General features: G+C 72.2%; 4 protein-coding genes and 2 pseudogenes. All 6 read left to right on the plus strand.

Translation table 11 applies throughout. From position 1 onward, the window contains the following. The first annotated feature begins 140 nt into the window (after positions 1-140). Positions 141-593: an SRPBCC family protein gene (locus tag ACXJMZ_RS22840; protein ID WP_057230111.1), complete on the plus strand. Its 453-nt coding sequence runs from the start codon at positions 141-143 to the stop codon at positions 591-593. Continuing rightward, the gene (locus tag ACXJMZ_RS22845) at positions 590-1,999 is read left to right on the plus strand and encodes an FAD-dependent oxidoreductase (protein ID WP_457031917.1); all 1,410 of its coding nucleotides are present in this window, start codon (positions 590-592) and stop codon (positions 1,997-1,999) included. Before ACXJMZ_RS22840 ends, ACXJMZ_RS22845 begins: the two co-directional genes overlap by 4 nt. A gap of 96 nt (positions 2,000-2,095) precedes the next feature. Further along, positions 2,096-5,314: pseudogene (locus ACXJMZ_RS22850) on the plus strand (type I polyketide synthase); the annotation flags it as partial. 64 nt (positions 5,315-5,378) lie between these two features. Further along, positions 5,379-10,190 carry a type I polyketide synthase gene (locus ACXJMZ_RS22855; protein WP_457031918.1) on the plus strand — a complete coding sequence of 1,604 codons (4,812 nt, stop codon included), beginning with the start codon at positions 5,379-5,381 and terminating at the stop codon, positions 10,188-10,190. Then, the gene (locus ACXJMZ_RS22860; RefSeq protein ID WP_457031919.1) at positions 10,165-21,984 is read left to right on the plus strand and encodes an SDR family NAD(P)-dependent oxidoreductase; all 11,820 of its coding nucleotides are present in this window, start codon (positions 10,165-10,167) and stop codon (positions 21,982-21,984) included. Before ACXJMZ_RS22855 ends, ACXJMZ_RS22860 begins: the two co-directional genes overlap by 26 nt. 61 nt (positions 21,985-22,045) lie before the next feature. After that, positions 22,046-25,639 (plus strand): annotated as a pseudogene (locus ACXJMZ_RS22865) (SDR family NAD(P)-dependent oxidoreductase); the annotation flags it as partial. Positions 25,640-25,690: the final 51 nt, after the last annotated feature.

A 25,690-nucleotide genomic window follows, 5' to 3' on the forward strand; every position in this document is an offset into this window, starting at 1 on the left:
AACGCCCAAGTAGCTCCGCTACGAGGGCGTCCCGGCCGCACGCCGATCGCACGCACCGAACGACCCGGCCTGATCCGACGCGAATGGCCAGACAGGCCCTCGGGCCGCCCCTGCGCCACTCACAGCTGAGAGGTATTCAGATGTTGCACGCCTTCGACGAGTCGGCGACCATAGCCGGCGATCTCGACGCGATCTGGCGGACGGTGTCCGACGTCGCAGGATGGTCCACCTGGGATCCGCACGTCCTGGAGAGCGGCACCGACACGCCGTTCGAGGTCGGCGGCGGTGGCTGGACCATCTCGCGCATCGTGAAGGGCCGTCGTAGCTACTTCAAGCTGGTCGAGGTCGACCCCGGCCGCGGCTACACCACCGAGTCCCCGATGCCGCTCGGCAAGATGCTGATCATCAACAAGTACGAGCAGGCCGGCCCCGGCCTGGTGAAGCTCAGCCGTCGGGTCGAGGTGCACGGCGGCTTCGCGCCGGTCTACGGCTTCTTCTGGGCGAAGGCGTTCCAGGCCGACACCCGCGCCACCTTCGAGGAGCTGGGCCGCGAGATCAAGCTGCGTGCCACCCGAGCGGAGACGAGCCGATGACCAGAGCGATAGTGATCGGCGGCGGCCTCTCGGGCGTGCTCGCCGCCACGGCCCTCTCCCACCACGTGGACGAGGTCACCGTCATCGAGAGCGACAGGTACCCGGAGCAGCCCGCCCCCCGGCGCGGTATGCCGCAGGGCCGGCAGAACCACATGCTGACCGCGGGCGGCGCGCACGCCCTGGACCAGCTGCTGCCCGGCACCACCGACCTGCTGTTCGCGGCCGGTGCGCACAAGCTGGCGATGGGCCGCAACATCCTCACGCTGTCCTCCGAGGGCTGGTTCCGCCGGGTCGACGACGACGCCTTCTTCATCGCCTGCAGCCGCAACCTGCTGGACCACATCGTCCGTCAGCAGGCGCTCACCAACCCGGTCATCACGGTTCTTCAGGAGACCAAGGCCACCGGCCTGGTCGGCACCGCGAGCCGGGTCACCGGCATCCGGTACGAGCAGGGCACCGAGCCCGAGCAGACCCTCACCGCCGACCTCGTGGTCGATGCCACCGGCAGCCGCTCCAAGACCCCGCAGTGGCTCGCCGAGCTCGGTGTCGCCGAGCTGTACGAGGAGTTCCTGGACGCCGGTCTGGCCTACGCGGGCCGCCTGTACGAGGCCCCCGCCGATGCCGCCGCTGACTTCCCCGGCGTGCTGATCCAGACCGTCCCGAACACCGGTAAGCCCGGTGCCGGTGCGGCCTTCATGCCGCAGGAGGACGGCCGTTGGATCGTCTCCCTGATCGGCACCGCCGGCGGCCAGCCGCCGACCGGTGAGGAAGGCTTCATGGAGTTCGCCCGCAGCGTGGGCAACCCGATCGTCGGCGAGCTGATGGCCCGCGCCACCCCGATCGGCGAGATCAAGGGCTCGCGCGGACTGGCCAACCGCCGCCGCTACTTCGAGCGCCTGACCCTCCCCGAGGGTTTCCTGGCGCTCGGTGACGCGGTCACCGTGCTCAGCCCGAACTACGCCTCCGGCATGTCGATGGCCGCCTTCGGTGCGCTCGCGCTGCGCAACCAGCTCAAGTCGCACGGCCTGGAGCCGGGCCTGGGCAAGAAGGTCCAGCTGGACATCGCCAACAAGGTGGCCGGGCCCTGGAAGTCGGCCACCAGCACCGACCGTTGGTTCCCGGGTGTCCGGACCAACATCAAGCTCGGCAAGGGCACGGTCGAGCAGAAGCTCGCCGTCCGCTGGTCGAGGGTGGCCGCCGAGCACCCCGGCCTGCTGAAGGCCACCTACCAGGTCGCCACCCTGCAGACGCCGCAGAACAAGGTGATGACCCTGCCGCTGATGGGCGCCCTGCTGCGCGGACCGCAGCAGGCCCCGCTCACCCCGGCCGAGGCGCTCGCGCAGTTCCCGCAGATCGGGAAGCTGCTCAGCTCCGCGCCGGCCGACCTCTCCAAGGTCGAGCACTGACGGAGCGTCCCCTCGGACCCTCCGCTTCGCACCACCCGGCTGCACAGATCTTCCGACCACGGACCGCACTAAAGGGGATGGCCTTCGGTGAGCACGAGCAACGAGCAGAGGCTTGTCGAGTACCTCAAGCGAACCCTTGCCGAGCTCCGCGATGCCCGTCGGTGCCTCGACGAGGCGGCGCGCAAGCCCGACGACGAGTCGATCGCGATCGTCGGCATGGGATGCCGGTACCCCGGTGGCGTGACGTCGCCCGAGGGACTGTGGCAGCTGGTGTCAGAAGGGGTCGACGCGGTGTCGGAGTTCCCGGCCGACCGTGGCTGGGACCTCGACGTGTACGACCCGGAGCCCGGAAAGCCGGGGAAGACCTACTCGCGTGAGGGTGGATTCCTCCACGACGCGGGCGAGTTCGACCCCGGCTTCTTCGGGATCTCCCCGAACGAGGCCCTCGCGATGGACTCCCAGCAGCGGCTGCTGCTGGAAGCCTCGTGGGAGGCGATCGAGAGCGCAGGCGTCGACCCGCTGTCGCTGAAGGGCACCCGGACGGGCGTCTTCGGCGGCGTGATGTACCACGACTACGCGCAGGGCCGGGAGCCCGGGACCTCGGCCGCGGGCAGCCTGGTGACCGGCCGGGTGTCCTACACCCTCGGCCTGGAGGGCCCGTCCCTCTCGGTGGACACAGCGTGCTCGTCCTCGCTGGTGGCGCTGCACCTCGCGGTGCAGGCGCTGCGGCGCGGTGACTGCACGCTGGCGCTGGCCGGTGGCGTGACGGTGATGTCCAACCCGGAGATGTTCGTCTTCTTCAGCACTCAGGGCGGCCTGTCGAAGGACGGCCGCTGCCGGTCCTTCGCCGAGGCCACCAACGGCATGACCTGCTCCGAGGGCGCCGGCGTGCTCTTCCTGGAGCGGCTGTCTGACGCCCGGCGCAACGGCCACCCGGTGCTGGCCATCGTGCGCGGCTCGGCCGTCAACCAGGACGGCGCCTCCAGCGGCTTCAGCGCCCCGAACGGCCCCGCGCAGCAGCGGGTGATCCGGCAGGCACTGTCCGGCTCCGGCCTCACCTCCGCCGACGTGGACGTGGTCGAGGGCCACGGCACCGGCACCGTGCTGGGTGACCCGATCGAGGCGCAGGCGCTGCTGGAGACGTACGGCCAGGGCCGGGCGGAGAACCTGCCGCTGTGGCTCGGCTCGCTCAAGTCCAACATGGGCCACACCCAGGCGGCGGCCGGGGTCGGCGGCATCATCAAGATGGTCATGGCGATGAAGCACGGTGTGCTGCCGCGCACCCTGCACGTCGACCGGCCGACCACCAAGGTCGACTGGACCTCGGGCGCGGTCCGGCTGCTGACGGAGGCTCAGGAGTGGCCGGACGCCGGGCGGGTTCGGCGGGCCGGGATCTCCTCGTTCGGGCTGAGCGGCACCAACGCGCACGTCATCATCGAGCAGGTTCCCGAGCCCGACCCGGAGCCGTCGGAGACCGAGCCCGTGCCGCTGCCGGCCGTGCCGGTGGTGGTCACCGCGAAGACCGCCGGTGCACTGCGGGCCCAGGCGGCCCGGCTGGTGCAGCACCTGGAGGCGCGGCCCGAGATCGCGGTGCCTGACCTCGGACTGTCGCTGCTGACGACGCGTTCGGTGCTGGAGCACCGGGGGCTGGTGGTCGCGGCGGACCGTGCGGAGCTGCTGGACGGACTGCGGGCGCTGGCCGAGGGCGGGGGTGTCTCCGGCCAGGCGAAGGACGGCCGGACGGCGTTCCTGTTCACTGGGCAGGGGGCGCAACGGTTGGGGATGGGGCGTGAACTGCACGCCGCCTTCCCGGTGTTCGCCACTGCTTTTGACGAGGTGTCGGCGGCACTTGGTGGTTCGTTGCGGGACGTGGTCTGGGGCGACGACGCTGATGAGCTGAACCGCACGGTGAACACGCAGCGTGCACTGTTTGCCTTTGAGGTGGCGTTGTTCAGGCTGGTGGAGTCGTGGGGTGTGCGGCCGGACTTCCTGGCCGGGCATTCGGTGGGCGAGATCGCTGCTGCGCACGTCGCCGGGGTGCTGTCGCTGGCGGATGCGGCGACGTTGGTGTCGGCGCGTGGTCGCCTGATGCAGGAACTGCCCGCCGGTGGTGCGATGGTGGCGATCGAGGCGACCGAGGACGAGGTGCTGCCGCTGCTGACCGACCTGGTGAGCATCGCGGCGGTGAACGGGCCGCGTTCGGTGGTGGTCTCGGGTGACGAGGCGACGGTGCTGCGGATCGCGGAGGGCTTCGAGCGGACGAAGCGGCTGAGCGTCTCGCACGCGTTCCACTCCCCGCTGATGGACCCGATGCTGGATGAATTCCGCGCTGTCGTCGGCAAGTTGACCTTCGCGGAGCCGTCGATTCCGGTGGTGGCGTCGGGTTCGTTCACCGACCCCGAGTACTGGGTGCGGCACGTCCGTGACGCGGTCCGGTTTGCCGACGCGGTAAGGGAGTTGGAGTCCTCGGGTGTCTCGCGGTTCGTGGAGATCGGTCCGGACGGGATTCTGACCGGGCTGGCTCAGCAGAGCGTCGAGTCCGAGGACGCGGTCCTCATCGCGACGCTGCGCCGGGACCGCCCGGAGGCCGCCACGCTGGTGGCCGCGCTGGGCCAACTGCACGTCTCCGGTGGGGCCGTGAAGTGGCCGGCGTTCTTCGCCGACTCTGGTGCGCGGCGGGTGGATCTGCCGACGTACGCCTTCCAGCACAAGCGCTACTGGCTGGAGGCCACCACCGGGGCCAGTGACTTCTCCGGCCGCGAGGTGGAGCCGGAGGAGGACCCGTTCGAGGTTCTGATCCTGCGGCAGCGGCTCGACGGCCTGCCGGAGGGTGACCGGGAGCGGGTGCTGCTGGAGGAGGTCCGCATTCATGTGGCGGCGGTCCTCGGGCATGCCTCGCACGAGGAGATCGGGCCCGACCTGGCGTTCCAGGAACTCGGCTTCGACTCGCTGGCGGCGGTGGAGCTGCGAAAGCGGCTGAGCCGGGTCACCGGCGTCCCGCTGCCCGCCACGCTGGTCTTCGACTACCCGAACTCCCGGGCGGTGGCGGAGTTCGTCAACGCCGAGATCGACCCGGCCGGCGGCGCCGCGGTGGCTCCGCTGCTGGGCGAGCTGGACCGCCTCTCGGAGGCGCTCTCGGTGGTCGCCCCGGCGGCCGGTGAGCGCGCCAGGATCACCGCACGTCTGGAAGCCATCCTCCGCAAGTGGAACGACACGCAGGGCAGTTCGGTCGCCGACGAGGCCGACGACCTGCTGGACGCAGCCACCGATGACGAGTTGTTCGCGGTCCTGGACAGCGAACTCGGGATCTCCTGACCCGCACACACGCACGCACGACAGCCGGCCGGTTCACGAACAGCTTGAGACCGATTGAGGGCAGATGGGTACCGACGAGAAGCTCCGTGAATATCTGAAGCGCGCCACCGCAGACCTGCAGCAGACCAAGCGGCACCTGCGCGAGGTGGAGGCCAAGCAGCACGAGCCGATCGCCATCGTGGCGATGAGCTGCCGCTACCCGGGCGGGATCAGCTCGCCCGAGCAGCTGTGGGACCTGGTGGCCTCGGGCACCGACGGGATCTCGCTGTTCCCGACCAACCGTGGCTGGAACACCGACGAGCTCTACCACCCGGACCCGGCCACGCCGGGCAAGACGTACTGCCGGGAGGGCGGATTCCTGCACGACGCGGGGGAGTTCGACGCCGACTTCTTCCGGATCAGCCCGCGCGAGGCCCGCGAGACGGACCCGCAGCAGCGCCTGATGCTGGAGACCGCCTGGGAGGCCTTCGAGCGCGCGGGCATCGACCCGCTCTCCCTGAAGGGCAGCCGGACCGGCGTCTTCGCCGGGGTGGTCTACCACGACTACTCGGCGGACAGCGGCACCGGCGGCCTCGCCAGCGTCGCCTCCGGCCGGGTCGCGTACGTGCTCGGCCTGGAGGGCCCGGCGATCACCGTCGACACCGCCTGCTCCTCCTCGCTGATCGCCCTGCACTTCGCCATCCAGTCGCTCCGCAACGGCGACTGCACGATGGCGCTCGCGGGCGGGGTCACCGTGATGGCCACGCCGGTCTCCTTCGTCGGCTTCAGCCAGGACCGGGGCCTGGCCCCGGACGGTCGCTGCAAGTCCTTCGCCGGTGCCGCCGACGGCACCACCTGGTCGGAGGGCGTCGGAATGCTGCTGGTCGAGCGGCTGTCGGACGCCCGGCGCAACGGGCACCCGGTGCTCGCGGTGATCCGGGGCTCGGCGGTCAACTCGGACGGTGCCTCGAACGGCCTGACCGCGCCAAACGGCCCGTCCCAGCAGCGCGTCATCCGCGCCGCCCTCGCCGACGCCCAGCTCTCGGCCGACGAGGTCGACACCGTCGAGGCGCACGGCACCGGTACGACGCTCGGCGACCCGATCGAGGCGCAGGCGCTGCTGGCCACCTACGGGCAGGGCCGTCCGGCCGAACGGCCGCTCTGGCTCGGCTCGTTCAAGTCGAACATCGGCCACACCCAGGCGGCGTCCGGGGTCGGCGGCGTCATCAAGATGGTCGAGGCGATGCAGCACGGCATCCTGCCGAAGACCCTGCACGTCGACCAGCCGTCGCCGAACGTCGACTGGTCGGCCGGCAACATCGAACTGCTCACCGAGGCCCGGGCCTGGCCGGACCACGGCCACCCCCGCCGGGCGGGCATCTCCTCCTTCGGGCTCAGCGGCACCAACGCGCACGTCATCGTGGAGGAGCCCCCGGCTGCCGCCGAGAGCGAGCCGGCGGCCCCCGAGGCGGTGCTGCCGACCGGGCTGGTACCGGTGCGGGTCTCCGGCCGCAGTGCGCAGGCGCTGCGCGGCCAGGCCGCCCGGCTGGTGGAGCACCTGGAGGCCCGGCCCGAGGCGGGCCTGCTGGACCTCGGCTACTCCCTCGCCACCTCGCGGGCCGCCCTGGAGCACCGGGGCGTGGTGATCGCGGCGGACCGTACGGAGCTGCTGGCCGGGCTGCGGGCGCTGGCCGAGGGCGAGAAGCCGGCGGGTGTCGTGCAGGGCGTTGCGCAGACCGATGGCCGGACGGCGTTCCTGTTCACGGGTCAGGGGTCGCAGCGGTTGGGGATGGGGCGTGAACTGCACGCTGCTTTCCCGGTGTTCGCGTCGGCGTTTGACGAGGTTTTGGCTGAGCTGGGCGGGTCGCTGCGGGAGGTGGTGTGGGGCTCTGATGCTGATGAGCTGAACCGCACCGTGAACACCCAGAGTGCGCTGTTCGCCTTCGAGGTCGCGCTGTTCCGTCTGGTGCAGTCGTGGGGGGTGCGGCCGGACTTCCTGGCCGGGCACTCGGTGGGCGAGATCGCGGCTGCGCACGTGGCCGGGGTGTTGTCGCTCGCGGATGCGGTGAAGCTGGTGTCGGCGCGTGGGCGGCTGATGCAGGAACTGCCTTCGGGTGGTGCGATGGTGGCGATTCAGGCGACCGAGGAGGAGATCCTTCCGCTGCTGACCGACCAGGTGAGCATTGCGGCCGTCAACGGCCCGCGTTCGGTGGTGGTTTCGGGTGACGAGGCCACGGTGCTGGAGATCGCCTCGGGTTTCGAGCGGACGAAGCGGCTGAGCGTCTCGCACGCGTTCCACTCGCCGTTGATGGATCCGATGCTGGACGAGTTCCGCACGGTGGTCGGTGGGTTGACGTTCAGTGAGCCGAAGATCGCGGTGGTGGCGTCGGGTTCGTTCACCGACCCCGAGTACTGGGTGAGCCACGTCCGCGACGCGGTGCGCTTCGCCGACAACATCGGCCAGTTGGAGTCGCGCGGCGTCACCACCTTCGTGGAGATCGGCCCCGACGCCGTCCTCACCGCAGCCGGCGCTGACTGCGTCGGCGAGGGCTCCGAGGCGGTGTTCGTCTCGACGCTGCGCCGCGAGCGAGGCGAGGAGCGTGAGCTGCTGACCGGTCTGTCCCGCGCCCACGCGCAGGGTGTGGCCGTCGACTGGGCGGCGTACTTCGCCGGTCGGGGTGCCGCGCGGATCGACCTGCCGACATACGCCTTCCAGCGCCGTCACTACTGGGCCGACAGCCAGCCCGCCGAGTCCGCTGCCCCGGCCAGGGCTGCGGACCCGCTGGAGTCGGCGTTCTGGGATGCCGTCGAAGGCAGGGAACTGCCGGTCTTCGCCGACCAGTTGGGCATCGACTCGGCGGATCTCGGCAAGGTGCTGCCCGCGATGGCCGCCTGGCGCCGGAGCCACCGGGAGCAGGCGCAGGTCGACTCCTGGCGGTACCGGGTGGAGTGGCAGCCGGTCGGCGAGCTGTCGGGCGGACCGCTGTTCGGTGCCTGGATGGTGGCCGTCCCGGCGGGCCGGCTGACGGACGACCTGGTGGTCGGTGTGCTGGCCGCGATCGGCGAACGCGGCGCCCACGCCGTGCCGTTCGAGGTCGCCGACGAGGACCGGGCGGCGCTGGCCGGACGACTGGCCGGCGGTGAGCCGGTGCTCGGGGTGCTCTCCCTGCTCGCGCTGGACGACGCCCCGCACGCCGTACACCCCGAGCTCTCCCGTGGTCTGGTCGCGAGCATCACGTTCGCTCAGGCGCTCGGCGACGCGGCGCTCGGTGTGCCGCTCTGGGCGGTCACGGCCGGTGCCGTCGCGGTGGACGGTGCGCTGGAGGCCGCGGCGCCGTCACAGACGGCGGTCTGGGGTCTCGGCGCCAGCCTCTCGCTCGACCACCCGGACACCTGGGGCGGTCTGGTGGACCTGTCGCCTACCGCCGATCAGCACTCGTTCTCCCAGCTGCTGGACGCCGTCACGGCGACCGGTGGCGAGGACCAGCTGGCGATCCGTCAGGGCAAGGTGCTCGGCCGCCGGATGGTCCGTTCGCCGCTCGACGACCAGCCGGCCGGGCAGGAGGTCTGGCAGCCGCACGGCACGGTCCTGATCACGGGTGGCACCGGTGGTCTCGGTGCCCATGTGGCACGGGAGTTGGCGGCCGAGGGGGCCGAGCACCTGGTGCTCACCAGCCGTCGCGGCCGGGAGGCCGCCGGGGTGGAGCAGTTGGTCGGTGAACTGACCGTGCTCGGCGCCGAGGTGACGGTGGCGGCCTGCGACGTGGCCGACCGGGCCGCGCTCGCCGCCCTACTGGCCGCGATCCCCGAGGACCGGCCGCTGACCGCCGTGGTGCACGCCGCCGGGGTTGCTCAGCGGATCGCCCCACTGGGCGAGTTGACCGTGGCGGAGTTCGCCGAGGTCGGCCGGGCCAAGGTGCTCGGCGCCGTGCATCTGGACGAGCTGCTGGGCGACCGGAAGCTCGATGCCTTTGTGCTCTTCTCCTCGGGCTCCGCCGTCTGGGGTAGCGGCAACCAGGCCGCGTACGGCAGCGCCAACGCCTTCCTGGACGGCCTGGCCCAGCGACGCACCGCTCAGGGCCGCCCGGCCACCGCGATCGCCTGGGGCTCCTGGGACGGCGGCATGGTCGATGCGGAGCTCAGCTCCCTGATGCGCCGGATCGGCGCGCCCGCGATGGCGCCGGAGCTGGCGATCACCGCGCTGCGGCGTGCGGTCGCCCAGAACGAGAGCAATGTCGTGGTGGCCGACTTCGACTGGTCGCGGTTCGCCCCGACCTTCGCGATCGCGCGGCCCCGTCCGCTGCTGGACGCCATCCCGGAGGTCCGCACCGCGCTGGCCGGTCCGGAGGAGACCGGCGACCAGGCGGGCGGCACGTCGGGCCTGGTGGAGCAGCTCGGCGCGCTGTCCGAGCCGGAGCAGAGCCGGACCCTGCTCGACCTGGTCCGAAAGCACGTCGGCGGCCTGCTCGGCTACGACGACCCGGCGACGCTGGAGGCCGGGCGTTCCTTCGAGGACCTCGGCTTCGACTCGGTCGCGGCGGTCGACCTGCGGGAGTCGCTCAGCGCGGCCACCGGCCGGAAGCTGCCCACCTCGATGGTGTTCGACCACTCGACGCCGCTGGCACTCGCCGAGTACCTGCGCAAGGAGCTCTGCCCGGTCGGCGGGACCCCCGCGGTGCCGCTGCTGGCCGAACTCGACCGCTTCGAGGAGGTCGTGAACGGCCTCTCCGGCGAGGAGATCGAGGCCAGCCGCCTCACCTCCCGGCTGCAGGCCCTGCTCACCCGGCTGAACGAGAGCCTCGGGGCCGGCCACGGACCGGACGTCGGCGGGCAGTTGGAGAGCGCCTCCGCCGACGACGTATTCGACTTCATTGACAAGGAACTCGGCCTCGCCTGAGCGGGCAACGGGCTTTAGGACCAAAGGACTCGGTGGGACTGAGATGGCGAACGACGACAAGCTCCTCGATTACCTCAAGCGCGTCACTGCCGATCTGCACCAGACCCGGCAGCGGCTCCAGCAGATCGAGAGCGAGGACCTGGAGCCGATCGCGATCGTCGCGATGAGCTGCCGGTACCCCGGTGGGGTGACCTCGCCGGAGGAGCTCTGGCAGCTGGTCTCGGAGGGCCGGGACGCGGTGACGCAGTTCCCGGCCGACCGTGGCTGGGTCATCGACCACGACACCGACGCCGACCGGTCCGGGACCAGCTACGTCCGCGAGGGCGGGTTCGTCCACGACGTCGCCGACTTCGACCCCGGCTTCTTCGGCATCAGCCCGCGCGAGGCCCTGACCATGGACCCGCAGCAGCGCCTGATGCTGGAGATCAGCTGGGAGGCGTTCGAGCGCGCGGGTATCAGCCCGGACAGCGTGCGCGGTGCGGGTGTGGGTGTCTTCACCGGTTCGGGCATCCAGGACTACGAGGACCTGCTGGACGCCGCGCCCGAGGTGGCCGAGGCCTACATGACCACGGCCAGCGCGTCGTCGGTGATCTCGGGCCGGGTCTCCTACGTGCTCGGCCTGGAGGGCCCGTCCCTCTCGGTCGACACGGCCTGCTCCTCCTCGCTGATCGCCCTGCACCTGGCCGCCGAGGCGCTGCGCCGCAAGGAGTGCACGCTCGCGCTGGCCGGTGGCGTGATGGTGATGTCCACGCCGTCGCCGTTCATCGCCTTCAGCCGCCAGCGCGGCCTGGCCCCCGACGGCCGCTGCAAGGCGTTCTCGGAGTCGGCCGACGGCACCGGCTGGTCCGAGGGCGCCGGCGTGCTGCTGCTGGAGCGGCTGTCGGACGCGCGGCGCAACGGGCACCCGGTGCTCGCGGTGATCCGTGGTTCGGCGATCAACCAGGACGGTGCCTCGAACGGGCTGACCGCGCCCAACGGCCTTGCCCAGCAGCGGGTGATCCGGCAGGCGCTGGCCAACGCCCGGGTGCCCGCCGGTCAGGTCGACCTGGTCGAGGGCCACGGCACCGGGACCACGCTCGGCGACCCGATCGAGGCGCAGGCGCTGCTCGCCACGTACGGCCAGGCCCGGCCCGAGGACCGGCCGCTCTGGCTCGGCTCGATCAAGTCCAACATCGGCCACGCCCAGGCGGCAGCCGGTGTCGGCGGTGTGATGAAGATGGTCATGGCGATCCGGCACGGCCTGATGCCCGAGACCCTGCACGTCACCGAGCCGTCCTCGCACGTGGACTGGTCGGCGGGCAACGTCAAGCTGCTGACGGAGGCCCAGGAGTGGCCGGACCACGGCTACCCGCGCCGGGCCGGCGTCTCGGCCTTCGGCGTGAGCGGTACCAACGCGCACGTCATCATCGAGCAGGCTCCCGAGGCGGAGCCCGCCGCCGAGCCGGTGCTGCGCCCCGAGCCGACGGCCGGCGTCCCGGTGCCCTGGCTGCTGTCCGCGCGCAGCGCCGACGCGCTGCGGGCACAGGCGGCCCGGCTGACCGAACACCTCGGTGCGGCGGACGAGTTCGACCCGCGTGACGTGGCGTACTCGCTGGCCACCTCGCGCGCGGCGCTCGAGCACCGCGCGGTGGTCCTCGCGGGCGACGCTGCGGCGGCGCTGCGCGGACTGGCCGCCGTCGCGGAGGGCGGGCCGGGCGCCGGTGTCGTCAAGGGCTTCGCCGGGGACGGCCGGACGGCGTTCCTGTTCACGGGGCAGGGGTCGCAGCGGTTGGGGATGGGGCGTGAACTGCACGCTGCCTTCCCGGTGTTCGCCGCTGCTTTCGACGAGGTGTTGGCCGAGCTGGGCGGGTCACTTCGTGAGGTGATCTGGGGCGACGATGCCGATGAGCTGAACCGCACGGTGAACACGCAGAGTGCGCTGTTCGCCTTCGAGGTCGCCCTGTTCCGGCTGGTGGAGTCGTGGGGCGTGCGGCCGGAGCTGCTGGCCGGGCACTCGGTGGGCGAGATCGCGGCTGCGCACGTCGCCGGGGTGCTGTCGCTCGCGGATGCGGCGAAGCTGGTGTCGGCACGTGGGCGGCTGATGCAGGAACTGCCTTCGGGTGGTGCCATGGTGGCGATCGAGGCCACCGAGGCGGAGATCCTGCCGCTGCTGACCGACCTGGTGAGCATCGCGGCGGTGAACGGCCCGCGCTCGGTGGTGGTCTCGGGTGACGAGGCCACCGTGCTGGAGATCGCCTCCGGCTTCGAGCGGACCAAGCGGCTGAGCGTCTCGCACGCGTTCCACTCGCCGCTGATGGACCCGATGCTGGACGAATTCCGCGCTGTGGTGCGCACGTTGATGTTCACCGAGCCGTCGATCCCGGTCGTGGCCAGTGGCAGCGTCACCGATCCCGAGTACTGGGTGAGCCATGTCCGCGACGCGGTCCGGTTCTCCGAGAGCGTCCAGTACCTGGAGTCGGTCGGGGTCTCGCGGTTCGTCGAGATCGGCCCCGACGGGATCCTGACCGGGGTGGCCCCGCAGTCCACCCAGGCCGAGAGCGCGGTGTTCGTGGCGCTGTCGCGCCGGGACCGCTCCGAGGCCGACTCGCTGCTGACCGGGCTGGCCCGGCTGCACACCGCCGGTGTCGGCATCAACTGGTCGGCGTACTTCGCCGGTTCCGGCGCCGAGCGGATCGACCTGCCGACCTACGCCTTCCAGCACGCCCGCTACTGGATCGACGCCCAGCCCACCCTGGGCGACGTGACCTCGGCGGGCCTGGACTCGGCCGACCACCCGCTGCTCGGCGCGGCCGTGACATTGGCCGACAGCGACGGTGTGGTGCTGACCGGCCGGCTCTCGGTGGGCTCGCAGAAGTGGCTGGCCGACCACGTGGTCGGCGGCTCGGTGCTGTTCCCCGGCACCGGCTTCGTCGAGCTCGCGATCCGGGCCGGTGACCAGGTCAACTGCGACCTGCTGGACGAGCTGACGCTGGAGGCGCCGCTGGTGCTGCCCGAGAGCGGCGCCGTGCAGGTGCAGGTGGTGGTCGGCGCCGCCGACGACACCGAGGCCCGCAGCGTGACCTTCCACTCGCGCCGACAGGGCGCGGAGGCCGATCTGCCGTGGACCCGGCACGCGACCGGGGTGCTGGTCCCCGGCGCCCGGCGGTCCGGCGAGGAGCTGACGCAGTGGCCGCCGACCGGAGCCGTTCCGGTCGAACTGGCCGGTCTGTACGAGGGGTTCACGGCGGCCGGGATGGCCTACGGGCCGGTGTTCCAGGGCCTGAGGGCCGTCTGGAAGGCCGGCGACCAGGTGTTCGCCGAGGTCGCCCTGCCCGAGCAGGCGAAGTCCGACGCCGAGCGGCTGGCGCTGCACCCGGCACTGCTGGACGCCTGCCTGCACGCGGCCGTGTTCACCGGTGCGATCGGTGAACAGGGCGCGCTGCCGTTCGCCTGGTCCGGCGTCTCGCTGCACGCGGCCGGAGCCGCAGTGGCGCGGGTCCGGCTGACCCCGACCGGCACCGGTGGCGGCCTCGCGCTCGCCGTCGCGGACGGCGAGGGCCGCCCGGTCGCGTCCGTCGACTCGCTGGTGCTGCGGCCGATCTCCGGCGAGCAGCTGGCTGCCGCCAGGACCGGAGCGCAGGACTCGCTGTTCCGCCAGGACTGGGCGCCGGTCACCCTGGACGGCCCGGCCGCGCCGGTGGAGTACGCCGCCTGGGAGCGGGTGGTCGACGGCGGTGCGGTCGCCCCGGTGGTGACCCTGGAGATCACGGGTGGTTCGGACGCCGAGGCGGTCCGCACCGCCACGTACCGGACCCTCGAGGTGGTGCAGCGCTGGCTCGCCGAGGACCGCTTCGCGGACGCCCGCCTGCTGGTGGTCACCCGAGGCGCCGTCGCCCTGGCGGGCGAGGACGTCACCGATCTGGCCGCCGCCGCAGCCGCGGGCCTGGTGCGCTCGGCCCAGTCCGAGAGCCCCGAGCGCATCCAGCTCGCGGACCTGGACGGGCCGTTGGACGCGGCGACGGTCGCCGCGATCGCCGCAAGCAACGAGCCGCAGGTCGTGGTGCGCCAGGGCGTGCTGCGTGCGGCCCGGCTGGCCCGGGTCACCTCGGCCGCCGACCGGAGTGTCGCACTGGACGGTGAGGGCACGGTCCTGGTCAGCGGCGCCACCGGCGCGCTGGGCGGACTATTCGTCCGGCACCTGGCCGCCGAGTACGGCGTGCGCAGGCTGCTGCTGGTCAGCCGACGTGGGGCCGACGCCCCGGGTGCGGCCGAACTTCGCTCCGAGCTCAACGAGTTGGGTGCCGAGGTCGAGTACGCCGCAGTGGACCTGGCGGACCGTCAGGCCACCGCCGAGCTGCTGCGGGACGTCCCGCTGATCGCGGTGGTGCACATCGCCGGTGTGCTGGACGACGGTGTGGTCGGCTCGCTCACCCCCGAGCGGATCGACGCCGTACTGCGCCCCAAGGTGGACGCCGCACTCAACCTCCACGAGCTCACGGCAGACCGGGAGTTGGCCGCATTCGTGCTGTTCTCCTCGGCCGCCGGTCTGCTCGGCGCACCTGGCCAGGGCAACTACGCGGCCGCCAACTCCTTCCTGGACGCGCTGGCCGCCCACCGCCGAGCGAACGGTCTCAACGCCCACTCGCTTGCCTGGGGTCTGTGGGACCAGGCCGGAGGCATGGCCGGGAAGCTGGCCAGTGCGGACCGCTCCCGGATCTCCCAGGGCGGGATGTTCGCCCTGTCGGCGGAGGAGGGCGTGCAGGCCTTCGACGCCGCGCTGCTCACCGACGAGGCGATCACCGTCCCCACACGCTTCGACCTGGCCTCGCTGCGTGCACAGGGCGAGAACCTCGCCGAGGTCTTCCGGGGCCTGGCCCCGGCGACCCGGCGCCGCAAGGCCGGTGCGAAGGCCGAGACCGGCGCGCTGCAGCGCAAGCTGGCCGCCCTGCCGGAGGACAAGTGGCCGGCGGCGCTGCTCGACCTGGTGCTCGGTCAGGCGGCCTCCGTACTCGGCCACCCCGACGCCAAGGCGGTCGACCCGGACCGGCACTTCCAAGACCTCGGCTTCGACTCGCTGACCGCCGTGGAGTTCCGCAACAGCCTGAGCGACGCCGTCGGTCGACGGCTGCCGGCCACCCTGGTCTTCGACTACCCGACGCCGGTCGCGCTGGCGGCCTACCTGCTGGGCGCGGTGCAGGGAGCAAAGACCGAGATCGCCGCCGTCGCCGCCACGGCGTCGGCGACGGACGACGAGCCGATCGTCATCGTCGGCATGGCCTGCCGCTTCCCGGGTGGCGTGGAGTCGCCCGAGGACCTGTGGCGGCTGGTGGCCGACGGGGTCGACGCGGTGTCGGACTTCCCGGTCAACCGTGGCTGGGACACCGCGCAGGTCTACGACCCGACCGGCGAGCGGGCCAACACCACGTACACCCGCGAGGGCGGGTTCCTGCACGCCGCCGACGAGTTCGACCCCGCGTTCTTCGGCATCGCGCCGAACGAGGCGCTCTACATGGACCCGCAGCAGCGCCTGCTGCTGGAGACCTCGTGGGAGGCGTTCGAGCGGGCCGGGATCGACCCGGCCACGTTGAAGGGCAGTTCAACCGGTGTGTTCGCCGGAATGATGTACCACGACTACGCGGCCAACAACAGCACGGGCGCGATCGCCTCCGGCCGGGTGTCCTACGTCTTCGGCCTGGAGGGCCCGGCCGTCACGATCGACACCGCCTGCTCCTCCTCGCTGGTCGCGCTGCACCTGGCGGCCCAGGCGCTGCGCTCGGGCGAGTGCTCGCTGGCGCTGGCCGGTGGTGTCGCCGTGATGTCCACCCCCGAGGTGTTCGTCGAGTTCAGCCGGCAGAAGGGCCTGGCCAAGGACGGCCGGTGCAAGTCCTTCGCGGACGCCACCGACGGCACGGGCTGGTCGGAGGGCGTCGGCATGCTGCTCGTCGAGCGGCTCTCGGACGCGCGACGGAACGGGCACCCGGTGCTCGCGGTGGTGCGCAGTACGGCGATCAACCAGGACGGTGCGTCGAACGGGCTGACGGCGCCGAACGGTCCCTCGCAGCAGCGGGTGATCCGGCAGGCGCTGGCGAACGCGGGTCTGACCACCGCCGACGTGGACGCGGTGGAGGCGCACGGTACGGGTACCACGCTGGGTGACCCGATCGAGGCGCAGGCGCTGCTGGCGACGTACGGTCAGGACCGGCCGGCGGACCAGCCGCTCTGGCTCGGTTCGATCAAGTCCAACCTGGGCCACACCCAGGCGGCGGCGGGTGCCGGTGGCATCATCAAGATGGTCGAGGCGATCCGGAACGGCGTGCTGCCGAAGACGCTGCACGTCGATGCACCGACGACCAAGGTGGACTGGACCGAGGGCAACGTCCAGCTGCTGACGGAGAATCGGGACTGGCCGGAGACCGGCCGTCCGCGCCGGGCCGGCATCTCCTCCTTCGGGCTGAGCGGCACCAACGCGCACGTGATCATCGAGCAGGCCCCGGCGGAGGTGGAGCAGCCCTCGGCCGCCACCACCGGACTGCCGGTGCTGCCGCTGGTGGTCTCGGCGAAGAACCCGGAGGCACTGCGGGCGCAGGCCGCCCGGCTCGCCGAACACCTCGACGCGGGCGCGGAGTTGGACCCGATCGACGTCGGCTACTCGCTGGCGGCGACGCGTTCGGTGCTGGAGCACCGGGGCGTGGTGGTCGGCACGGACCGGGACGAGCTGCTCGCCGGGCTGTGGGCGCTGGCGGACGGGCGGACCAGCCCGGGTGTGGTGAGTGGCTCGGGACGGGCGCGTGGTCGGACGGCGTTCCTGTTCACGGGKCAGGGGTCGCAGCGGCTCGGGATGGGGCGTGAACTGCACGCTGCCTTCCCGGTGTTCGCKGCSGCSTTCGACGAGGTGYTGGCTGARCTGGRCGGKTCGCTGCGTGAGGTGRTCTGGGGCGACGATGCCGACGAGCTGAACCGGACCGTCAACACGCAGAGTGCGCTGTTCGCCTTCGAGGTGGCACTGTTCCGGCTGGTGCAGTCGTGGGGCGTGCAGGCGGACTTCCTGGCGGGTCACTCGGTGGGCGAGATCGCGGCTGCACACGTGGCCGGGGTGCTGTCGCTGGCGGATGCGGCGAAGCTGGTGTCGGCGCGTGGGCGGCTGATGCAGGAACTGCCTTCGGGCGGTGCGATGGTGGCGATCGAGGCCGCTGAGGAGGATGTCCTGCCGCTGCTGACCGATCTGGTGAGCATTGCGGCGGTGAACGGCCCGCGTTCGGTGGTGGTGTCGGGTGACGAGGCCACGGTGCTGGAGATCGCCGCTCGTTTCGAGCGGACCAAGCGGCTGAGCGTCTCGCACGCCTTCCACTCCCCGCTGATGGACCCGATGCTCGATGAGTTCCGCACGGTGGTCAGCGGACTGACCTTCGCTGAGCCGGAGATTCCGGTGGTGGCCTCTGGGTCGTTCACCGACCCCGAGTACTGGGTGGGTCACGTCCGGGATGCGGTCCGGTTTGTCGACGCGGTACGGGAGTTGGAGTCCTCGGGTGTCTCGCGGTTCCTGGAGATCGGCCCGGACGGCATCCTGACCGGGCTGGCCCAGCAGAGCGTCGAGTCCGAGGACGCCGTCCTGGTCCCCGCGCAGCGCCGGGACCGTTCGGAGGCGGCGACCTTCGTGACGGCGCTCGGGCGGCTGTTCGCCGGCGGCGTCGAGCTGGACTGGGCCGCCTACTTCGCGGGCACCGGTGCCCGCCGGGTGGACCTGCCGACGTACGCCTTCCAGCGTCAGCGCTTCTGGGTCGACACCAACGAGTACCTGGCGGACTCCTGGTTCGGCGGTGACACCACCAACATCTCGTCGGCCGGCCTGCGTTCGGCCGAGCACCCGCTGCTCGGCGCGGTGGTCACGCTGCCGGACTCCGGCGGCGCGGTGCTGACCGGGCGGCTGTCGATCGACACCCACGCCTGGATCGCCGACCACGACGTGCTGGGCAACGTCCTGCTGCCGGGCACCGGCTTCGTCGAACTCGCGATCCGGGCGGGTGACCAGGTCGGGTGCGATGTGCTGGAGGAGCTGACGCTCCAGGCGCCGCTGATCCTGCCGCCGGGCGCTTCGGTGCAGGTCCAGGTCGCGGTCGGTGAGGCGGACGGTTCGGGGGCCCGGACCGTCACGGTGCACTCGCGCATCGAGGGCGACGACGGCGGGGACTGGACCCTGCACGCCGAGGGTGTGCTGACCTCGGGTGCTGCGGCACCGTCGTTCGACTTCTCGGAGTGGCCGCCGGCCGGTGCCACGGCGGTGGCCACCGGTGACGCGTACGACCTGCTGCTGGCTCAGGGGTACGCCTACGGGCCGGTGTTCCAGGGCCTGAAGGCCGCCTGGCAGCGCGGTGACGACCTGTTCGCCGAGGTGGCACTGCCTGCCGAGGCACACGCGGAGGCGGCCCGGTTCGGGCTGCACCCCGCGCTGCTGGATGCAGCGATGCACGCGATCCTGCTCGACGCCGGTGACCGTCCCGACGGCGAGCCCGTCCTCCCGTTCTCCTGGAACGGCGTCACCCTGCACGCCGCCGGAGCCAACGAGGTCCGGGTGCGGATCTCCCAGGTCGGCCCGGAGCACAACATCGCCCTTGCCGTCGCCGACGGTGTGGGTGCGCCGGTGCTGTCGGTGCGGTCGGTGGTGGGTAGGCCGGTGTCGTCCGAGCAGTTGTCGGCCGGGCGTGGTGTGGAGTCGCTGTTCCGGGTGGAGTGGCCGGTGGTTTCGGTCGGTTCCGGTTCGGGTGCGCTGCCCGCTTGGGATTCGCTCACTGAGGGCGCGGTGCCCGAGGCGGTGGTGTTGGAGTGTGTGACGCCGTCTGGTGAAGTCCCGAGTGCAGTAAGGGAGTTGGCCGGGCGTGTGCTGGGTGTGGTGGGGGAGTGGCTCGGTGACGAGCGGTTCGCCGATTCGCGCTTGGTGGTGCTGACCCGCGATGCGGTGGTTACGGCTGACGGCGATGCGGTGGATGTGGTGCAGGCCCCGGTGTGGGGTCTGTTGCGGGCCGCCATCGCGGAGAACCCGGGCCGGTTCGTGCTGGTGGACTGGGACGGTGCGGCGGAGTCGGGCGCGGCACTGAGTGCGGTGGTTGCCTCAGGTGAGGTGGAGGCCGCAGTCCGGGCCGGTGTGGTCCGGGTGCCGAGGTTCGCGAAGGTCGGCGCGGTCGAGGGCGCGGTGCCGTCGGTGGTCGATGGCACGGTCCTGGTGACCGGCGGCACCGGTGGTCTCGGTGCGCTGGTGGCCCGCCACCTGGTGGTCGAGCACGGCGCTACCAGTCTGCTACTGACGAGCCGTCGGGGTCTGGAGGCCCCGGGGGCACGGGAGTTGGTGGCCGAGCTGGCGACGCTGGGCGCAGCGGTGGAGGTCGCGGCGTGTGATGTGGCGGATCGTGAGGCGGTGCGGGAGCTGCTGGCCTCGCTGGACCGTCCGCTGGCGGGCGTGGTGCACGTCGCGGGTGTGATGGACAACGGTGTGGTCACCTCGGTGACGCCGGAGCGGCTGGACGCGGTGTTGGCGCCGAAGGTGGACGCGGCCTGGCACCTTCACGAGCTGACTGCCGACAGTGAGTTGGCGTTCTTCGTGATGTTCTCCTCGGCCGGTGGCATGGTGCTGGCGGCGGGTCAGGCGAACTACGCGGCTGCCAACACCTTCTTGGACGCGCTCGCGGTCCAGCGGCGGGCGGCCGGTCTGCCGGCCACCTCGATGGCGTTCGGTCTCTGGGGCGTCACCACCGGCATGAGCGGTGCGCACTCGCTGGACGAGGCCGAGCAGCGGATGGCCAAGCTGGGCCTCCCCGCGCTGCCGCAGGCCGAGGGCCTGGCGCTATTCGATGCCTCGATCGCGACCGGCGAAGCGGTCCTGGTGCCGCTCCGGATCGACCCCAAGGCCCTGCGCACGCAAGGCGATTCGCTCCACAGCCTGCTGCGCGGACTGGTCCGGGTCCCGTCCCGGCAGACCGCGCGGTCGGGCGCCGGCGGCGGATCGGCGGTCGGGCAGCAGCTCGCCCGCCTGGACGCCGCCGAGCGCGGACGGGCCCTGCTGGAGCTGGTGCGGACCGAGGTGGCCTCGGTCCTGGGGCACGCCTCGATCGACGCGGTGGAGCCGGACCGGGCGTTCAAGGAGCTGGGCTTCGACTCGCTCAGCGCGGTCGAACTGCGCAACCGCCTGAACACGGTGATCGGCATCCGGCTCTCCGCCACCCTGGTCTTCGACTACCCGAGCGCCCAGGCGGTCGCCGACCACATCGGCGAGACCCTGGCCGGTACCGAGACCGAGTCCACCGCACCGGTCGCGGTGGTGACGCCGCTGACCGACGACCCGATCGTCATCGTCGGTATGGCCTGCCGCTACCCGGGTGGGGTGGAGTCGCCGGGGGACCTCTGGCAGCTGGTGCTCGACGGGGTGGACGCGGTGTCGGACTTCCCGACCGACCGTGGCTGGGACCTCGACGCGCTCTACGATCCGGAGCCGGGAAAGCCGGGGCGCACGTACACCCGTACCGGTGGATTCCTGTACGACGCCGCCGACTTCGACGCCGACTTCTTCGGGATCTCGCCGAACGAGGCGGTCACCATCGACCCCCAGCAGCGCCTGCTGCTGGAGGCGTCCTGGGAGGCGATCGAGAACGCGGGTATCGACCCGCTCACGCTGAAGGGCAGCCGGACCGGCGTGTTCGGCGGCGTGATGTACCACGACTACGGCCTCGGCCCGGAGGCCGCCACGACCAGCGGCGGCAGCCTGGTGACCGGCCGGGTCGCCTACACCCTGGGCCTGGAGGGCCCGGCCGTCACGGTCGACACCGCCTGCTCCTCCTCGTTGGTCGCTCTGCACATGGCGGTCCAGGCGCTCCGTTCGGGCGAGGTGTCGCTCGCGCTGGCCGGTGGTGTCGCCGTGATGTCCACCCCGGGCATGTTCATCGACTTCAGCCGTCAGCGCGGGATGGCCAAGGACGGGCGCTGCAAGTCGTTCGCCGAGGCGACCGACGGCACGGGCTGGTCGGAGGGAGTTGGCGTCCTGCTGGTCGAGCGGCTGTCGGACGCGCAGCGCAACGGGCACCCGGTGCTCGCGGTGGTGCGGGGCAGCGCGATCAACCAGGACGGCGCGTCGAACGGTCTGACCGCGCCGAACGGTCCCTCGCAGCAGCGGGTGATCCGGCAGGCGCTGGCGAACGCGGGTCTGACCACCGCCGAGGTCGACGCGGTGGAGGCGCACGGTACGGGGACCACGCTGGGTGACCCGATCGAGGCGCAGGCGCTGCTGGCGACGTACGGTCAGGACCGGCCGGCGGACCAGCCGCTCTGGCTGGGCTCGATCAAGTCCAACCTGGCGCACGCCCAGGCGGCGGCCGGTGTCAGCGGCATCATCAAGATGGTCGAGGCGATCCGGAACGGCGTGCTGCCGAAGACGCTGCACGTGGACGCGCCGACCTCGAAGGTGGACTGGACCGAGGGCAATGTCCAGCTGCTGACGGAGCGTCGGGACTGGCCGGAGACCGGCCGTCCGCGTCGGGCCGGTATCTCCTCCTTCGGGCTGAGCGGTACCAACGCGCACATCATCATCGAGCAGGCCCCGGCCGCCGAGGAGCAGCCGGCCACCGAGGTGGCCCAGCTGCCCGCGGTGCCCTGGACGGTCTCGGCGAAGAGCGTGGACGCGATCCCCGCCCAGGCGGCCCGGCTCGCCGAGTACGTCGAGGCCCGGCCCGAACTGGCCCCGGCCGACCTGGGGTTCTCGCTCGCGACCTCACGTTCCGCGCTGGACCACCGGGCGGTGGCGGGCAGCGCCGCCCCCCCGGGGCGGGGCTGAACTGGACGGGTCGCTGCGTGAGGTGGTCTGGGGTGACGACGCAGAGCTTCTGAACCGCACGGTGAACACGCAGAGTGCGCTGTTCGCCTTCGAGGTCGCCCTGTTCCGCCTGGTGCAGTCGTGGGGTGTGCGGCCGGACTTCCTGGCCGGGCACTCCGTCGGTGAGATCGCCGCCGCGCACGTCGCCGGGGTGTTCTCGCTCGCGGATGCGGCGAAGCTGGTCTCGGCACGTGGCCGGTTGATGCAGGAACTGGCGGCGGGCGGTGCCATGGTGGCGATCGAGGCCACCGAGGAGGAGATCCTCCCGCTGCTGACCGCTGACGTCAGCATCGCGGCGGTCAACGGCCCCCGCTCGGTGGTGGTCTCAGGTGACGAGGCCACGGTGCTGCGGATCGCCGAGGGCTTCGAGCGGACCAAGCGGCTGAGCGTCTCGCACGCCTTCCACTCCCCGCTGATGGACCCGATGCTGGACGAGTTCCGTGCCGTGGTCAGCGGGTTGACCTTCACCGAGCCGAAGACCCCGATGGTGACCACCGGCAACGTCACGGACCCGGAGTACTGGGTGAGTCACGTCCGTGACGCGGTCCGATTCGCTGACAACGTCCGGGAGTTGGAGTCGCGCGGAGTCTCCCGGTTCGTGGAGATCGGCCCCGACGGCATCCTCACCGGGCTGGCCCAGCAGAGCGTCGAGTCCGACCGCGCACTGTTCGTCGCGGCGGTCCGCAGGGACCGTCCGGAGCCGGCCACGCTGGTGACCGCGCTCGGCCGACTGCACGCCGCCGGTGTGGCGGTCGACTGGCCCGCGTTCTTCGCGGCCTCCGGTGCCCGCCGGGTGGATCTGCCGACGTACGCCTTCCAGCGGACCCGCTACTGGGTGGACGCGCTGGCCGGGGTGAACGACGTCGCCTCCGTCGGTCAGGACGCCGTCGAGCACCCGCTGCTCGGTGCATCCGTCGAACTGCCGGACGGTGCAGGCCTGGTGCTCACCGGCAGGCTGGCCACCGGTGCCCAGTCCTGGCTGGCCGATCACGTGGTGGGGGAGACGACACTCTTCCCCGGCACCGGCTTCGTCGAGCTGGCGATCCGGGCCGGTGACCAGCTCGGCTGCGGGGTGCTGGAGGAGCTGACGCTCCAGGCGCCGTTGGTGCTGCCGGAGCGCGGGGGCGTCCAGCTCCAGGTCGCGGTCGGTGCGGCGGACGGGACGGGTGCCCGGCCGGTCACCGTCCACTCCCGGCCGGAGGGCGACGAGGGTGCGGGCTGGACCCTGCACGCCGAGGGTCTGCTGACCGACGAGGCCCAGGCCCCGTCGTTCGACCTGACCGCTTGGCCGCCGAGCGGTGCGACGGCGGTGGACATCGAGGACGGGTACCAGCGGCTGCTGGCCATGGGCTTCGGCTACGGTCCGGCGTTCCAGGGCCTGCGGGCGGTCTGGCAGGACGGTGAGTCGATCCTCGCGGAGGTCTCGCTGCCGGCCGAGGCGCACACCGAGGCGGCCCGCTTCGGGCTTCACCCGGCGCTGCTGGACGCCTGCCTGCACGCGGCGATCCTGGCCAACGACGCCTCGGAGGGTGACGGCGGCCGGGTGCTGCCGTTCTCCTGGTCCGGTGTCGAGCTCTTCGCGGCCGGTGCGGCCGCCGTCCGGGTCCGGATCTCGCCGTCGGGCGAGAACACCGTGGCGCTGGCTCTCGCCGACGCCGTCGGCAAGCCGCTGGCCGCCGTACGCTCGCTGGTGTCCCGCCCGGTCACTGACGAGCAGCTGGCGGCGGGCCGGACGGCCTTCCATGACAGCCTGTTCACCCTGGACTGGATGCCGGTGACCCCGGCAGGACCGGTCGTGCCGGTCTCCGCCGTGGACTGGGAGACGGTCGCGGCCGCCGAGGCCGCGGTGCCCGAGCTGGTGGTGCTGCGGGTCGAGGGCGGCAACGACGCCGAGGCGGTCCGTACCGCCACCCACCGGGTGCTCGCGGTGCTCCAGGCCTGGTCGCAGGAGGAGCGCTTCGGTGCCGCCACGCTGGCGGTGCTCACCCGGGGTGCGATCGCGCTGCCGGGGGAGGACGTCACCGACCTGGCCGGTGCGGCGGTCTGGGGCCTGGTCAGGGCCGCCCAACTGAGCAACCCCGAGGGCATCGTGCTCGCCGACCTCGACCCCGGCCTGGACACCGGCCGGGCCGGGGAGGCCGAGGCGCTCGCCGCCGTACTGGCCACCGCCGAACCGCAGTTGGTAGTGAGGGGCGGCACGGTCCTGGCGGGCCGGCTGGCCCGGGTGCCGGTCGACAGCCAGGTGACAACGCCCGCCACCCGCTTCGACCGGGCGGCCACCGACCCGGTGCTGGTCACCGGTGCGACCGGTCTGCTGGGCCGCCTGGTGGCCCGCCGCCTGGTCACCGAGCACGGGGTCCGCAGCCTGCTGCTGGTCAGCCGGCGCGGCGCCGCCGCCGACGGGATGTCCGACCTGCGAGCCGAACTGGCCGGGCTGGGTGCCGAGGTGGAGCTGGCCGCCTGCGACGTGTCCGACCGGGAGTCGGTGGCCAAGCTGCTGACCGGCCGTCAACTCTCCGGTGTGGTGCACCTGGCAGGTGTCCTGGACGACGGTGCGATCGGCTCGCTGACGCCCGAGCGGATGGACCGGGTGCTGCGCCCGAAGGTGGATGCGGCGCTCAACCTGCACGAGCTGACCAGCGGGATGGACCTGACCGCCTTCGTGCTCTTCTCCTCGGCGGCCGGCACGCTCGGCAACGCGGGGCAGGGCAACTACGCGGCGGCGAACGCCTTCCTGGACGGGCTGGCCGCACACCGGCGGGCCCACGGTCTGCCCGCCCAGTCGCTGGCCTGGGGCCTGTGGGCCGACGGCGGTATGGCCGGTGAGCTGGCCGAGGCCGACGTCCGGCGGATGGGCCGGGTCGGCATCGGGGCGATCCCGACCGAGCGGGGCCTCGAACTGTTCGACGTGGCAGGCACCTTGGCGAGTCCGGCGGTGCTGCCGATCCGGCTCGACCTGCGGACGCTGGCCGAGGCGGGCGAGGATCTGCCGCCGGTCTTCCGGGGCCTGGTCCGGAGCCGGCCGCGCCGGGCGGCCGCGGCCGCCGCCGGAGCGGTCTCCGCCGGAGCGGTCTCCGCCGAGGGCCTGCTGGCCCGGCTGAACGGCCTCCCGGCAGCCGACCGGGCCGAGGTGCTGCTGGAGCTGGTGCAGACCCAGGCGGCCGTGATCCTCGGTCACGCGGGCGGTCACGCGGTCGAACCCGACCGTGCCTTCAAGGAGTTGGGCTTCGACTCGCTGTCGGCGGTCGAGTTCCGCAACCAGGTCAACGCGGCCACCGGCCTTCGGCTGCCGGCCACGCTGGTCTTCGACTACCCGAACGCCCGGGCGCTGGCCCTGCACCTGGGTGAGGTGCTGGTCCCGGAGCCCGGGGCCGACCAGGGCGGAGCGGTCGGCACCGAGGAGGACCGGATCCGCCGCATCCTGCGGGAGATCCCGATCGACCGGCTGCGGATCGCCGGCCTGCTGGACGAACTGCTGGAGCTGGGCGGCGAGTCGGCCGTCGGCGACGGCGGAGCGGACCAGGACGGCCCGGCGGACCAGGAGGGCTCGATCGACGGGCTCGACGCCGACAGCCTGATCAGCATGGCCTTCGAGGGCCTCTCCATCGACGACTGAGCGACCGGCGGCCGAACAGTCGGCCGCCGGGCGCACGAACAGCGAAAGGAA

The organism is Kitasatospora sp. P5_F3, from assembly GCF_054049135.1.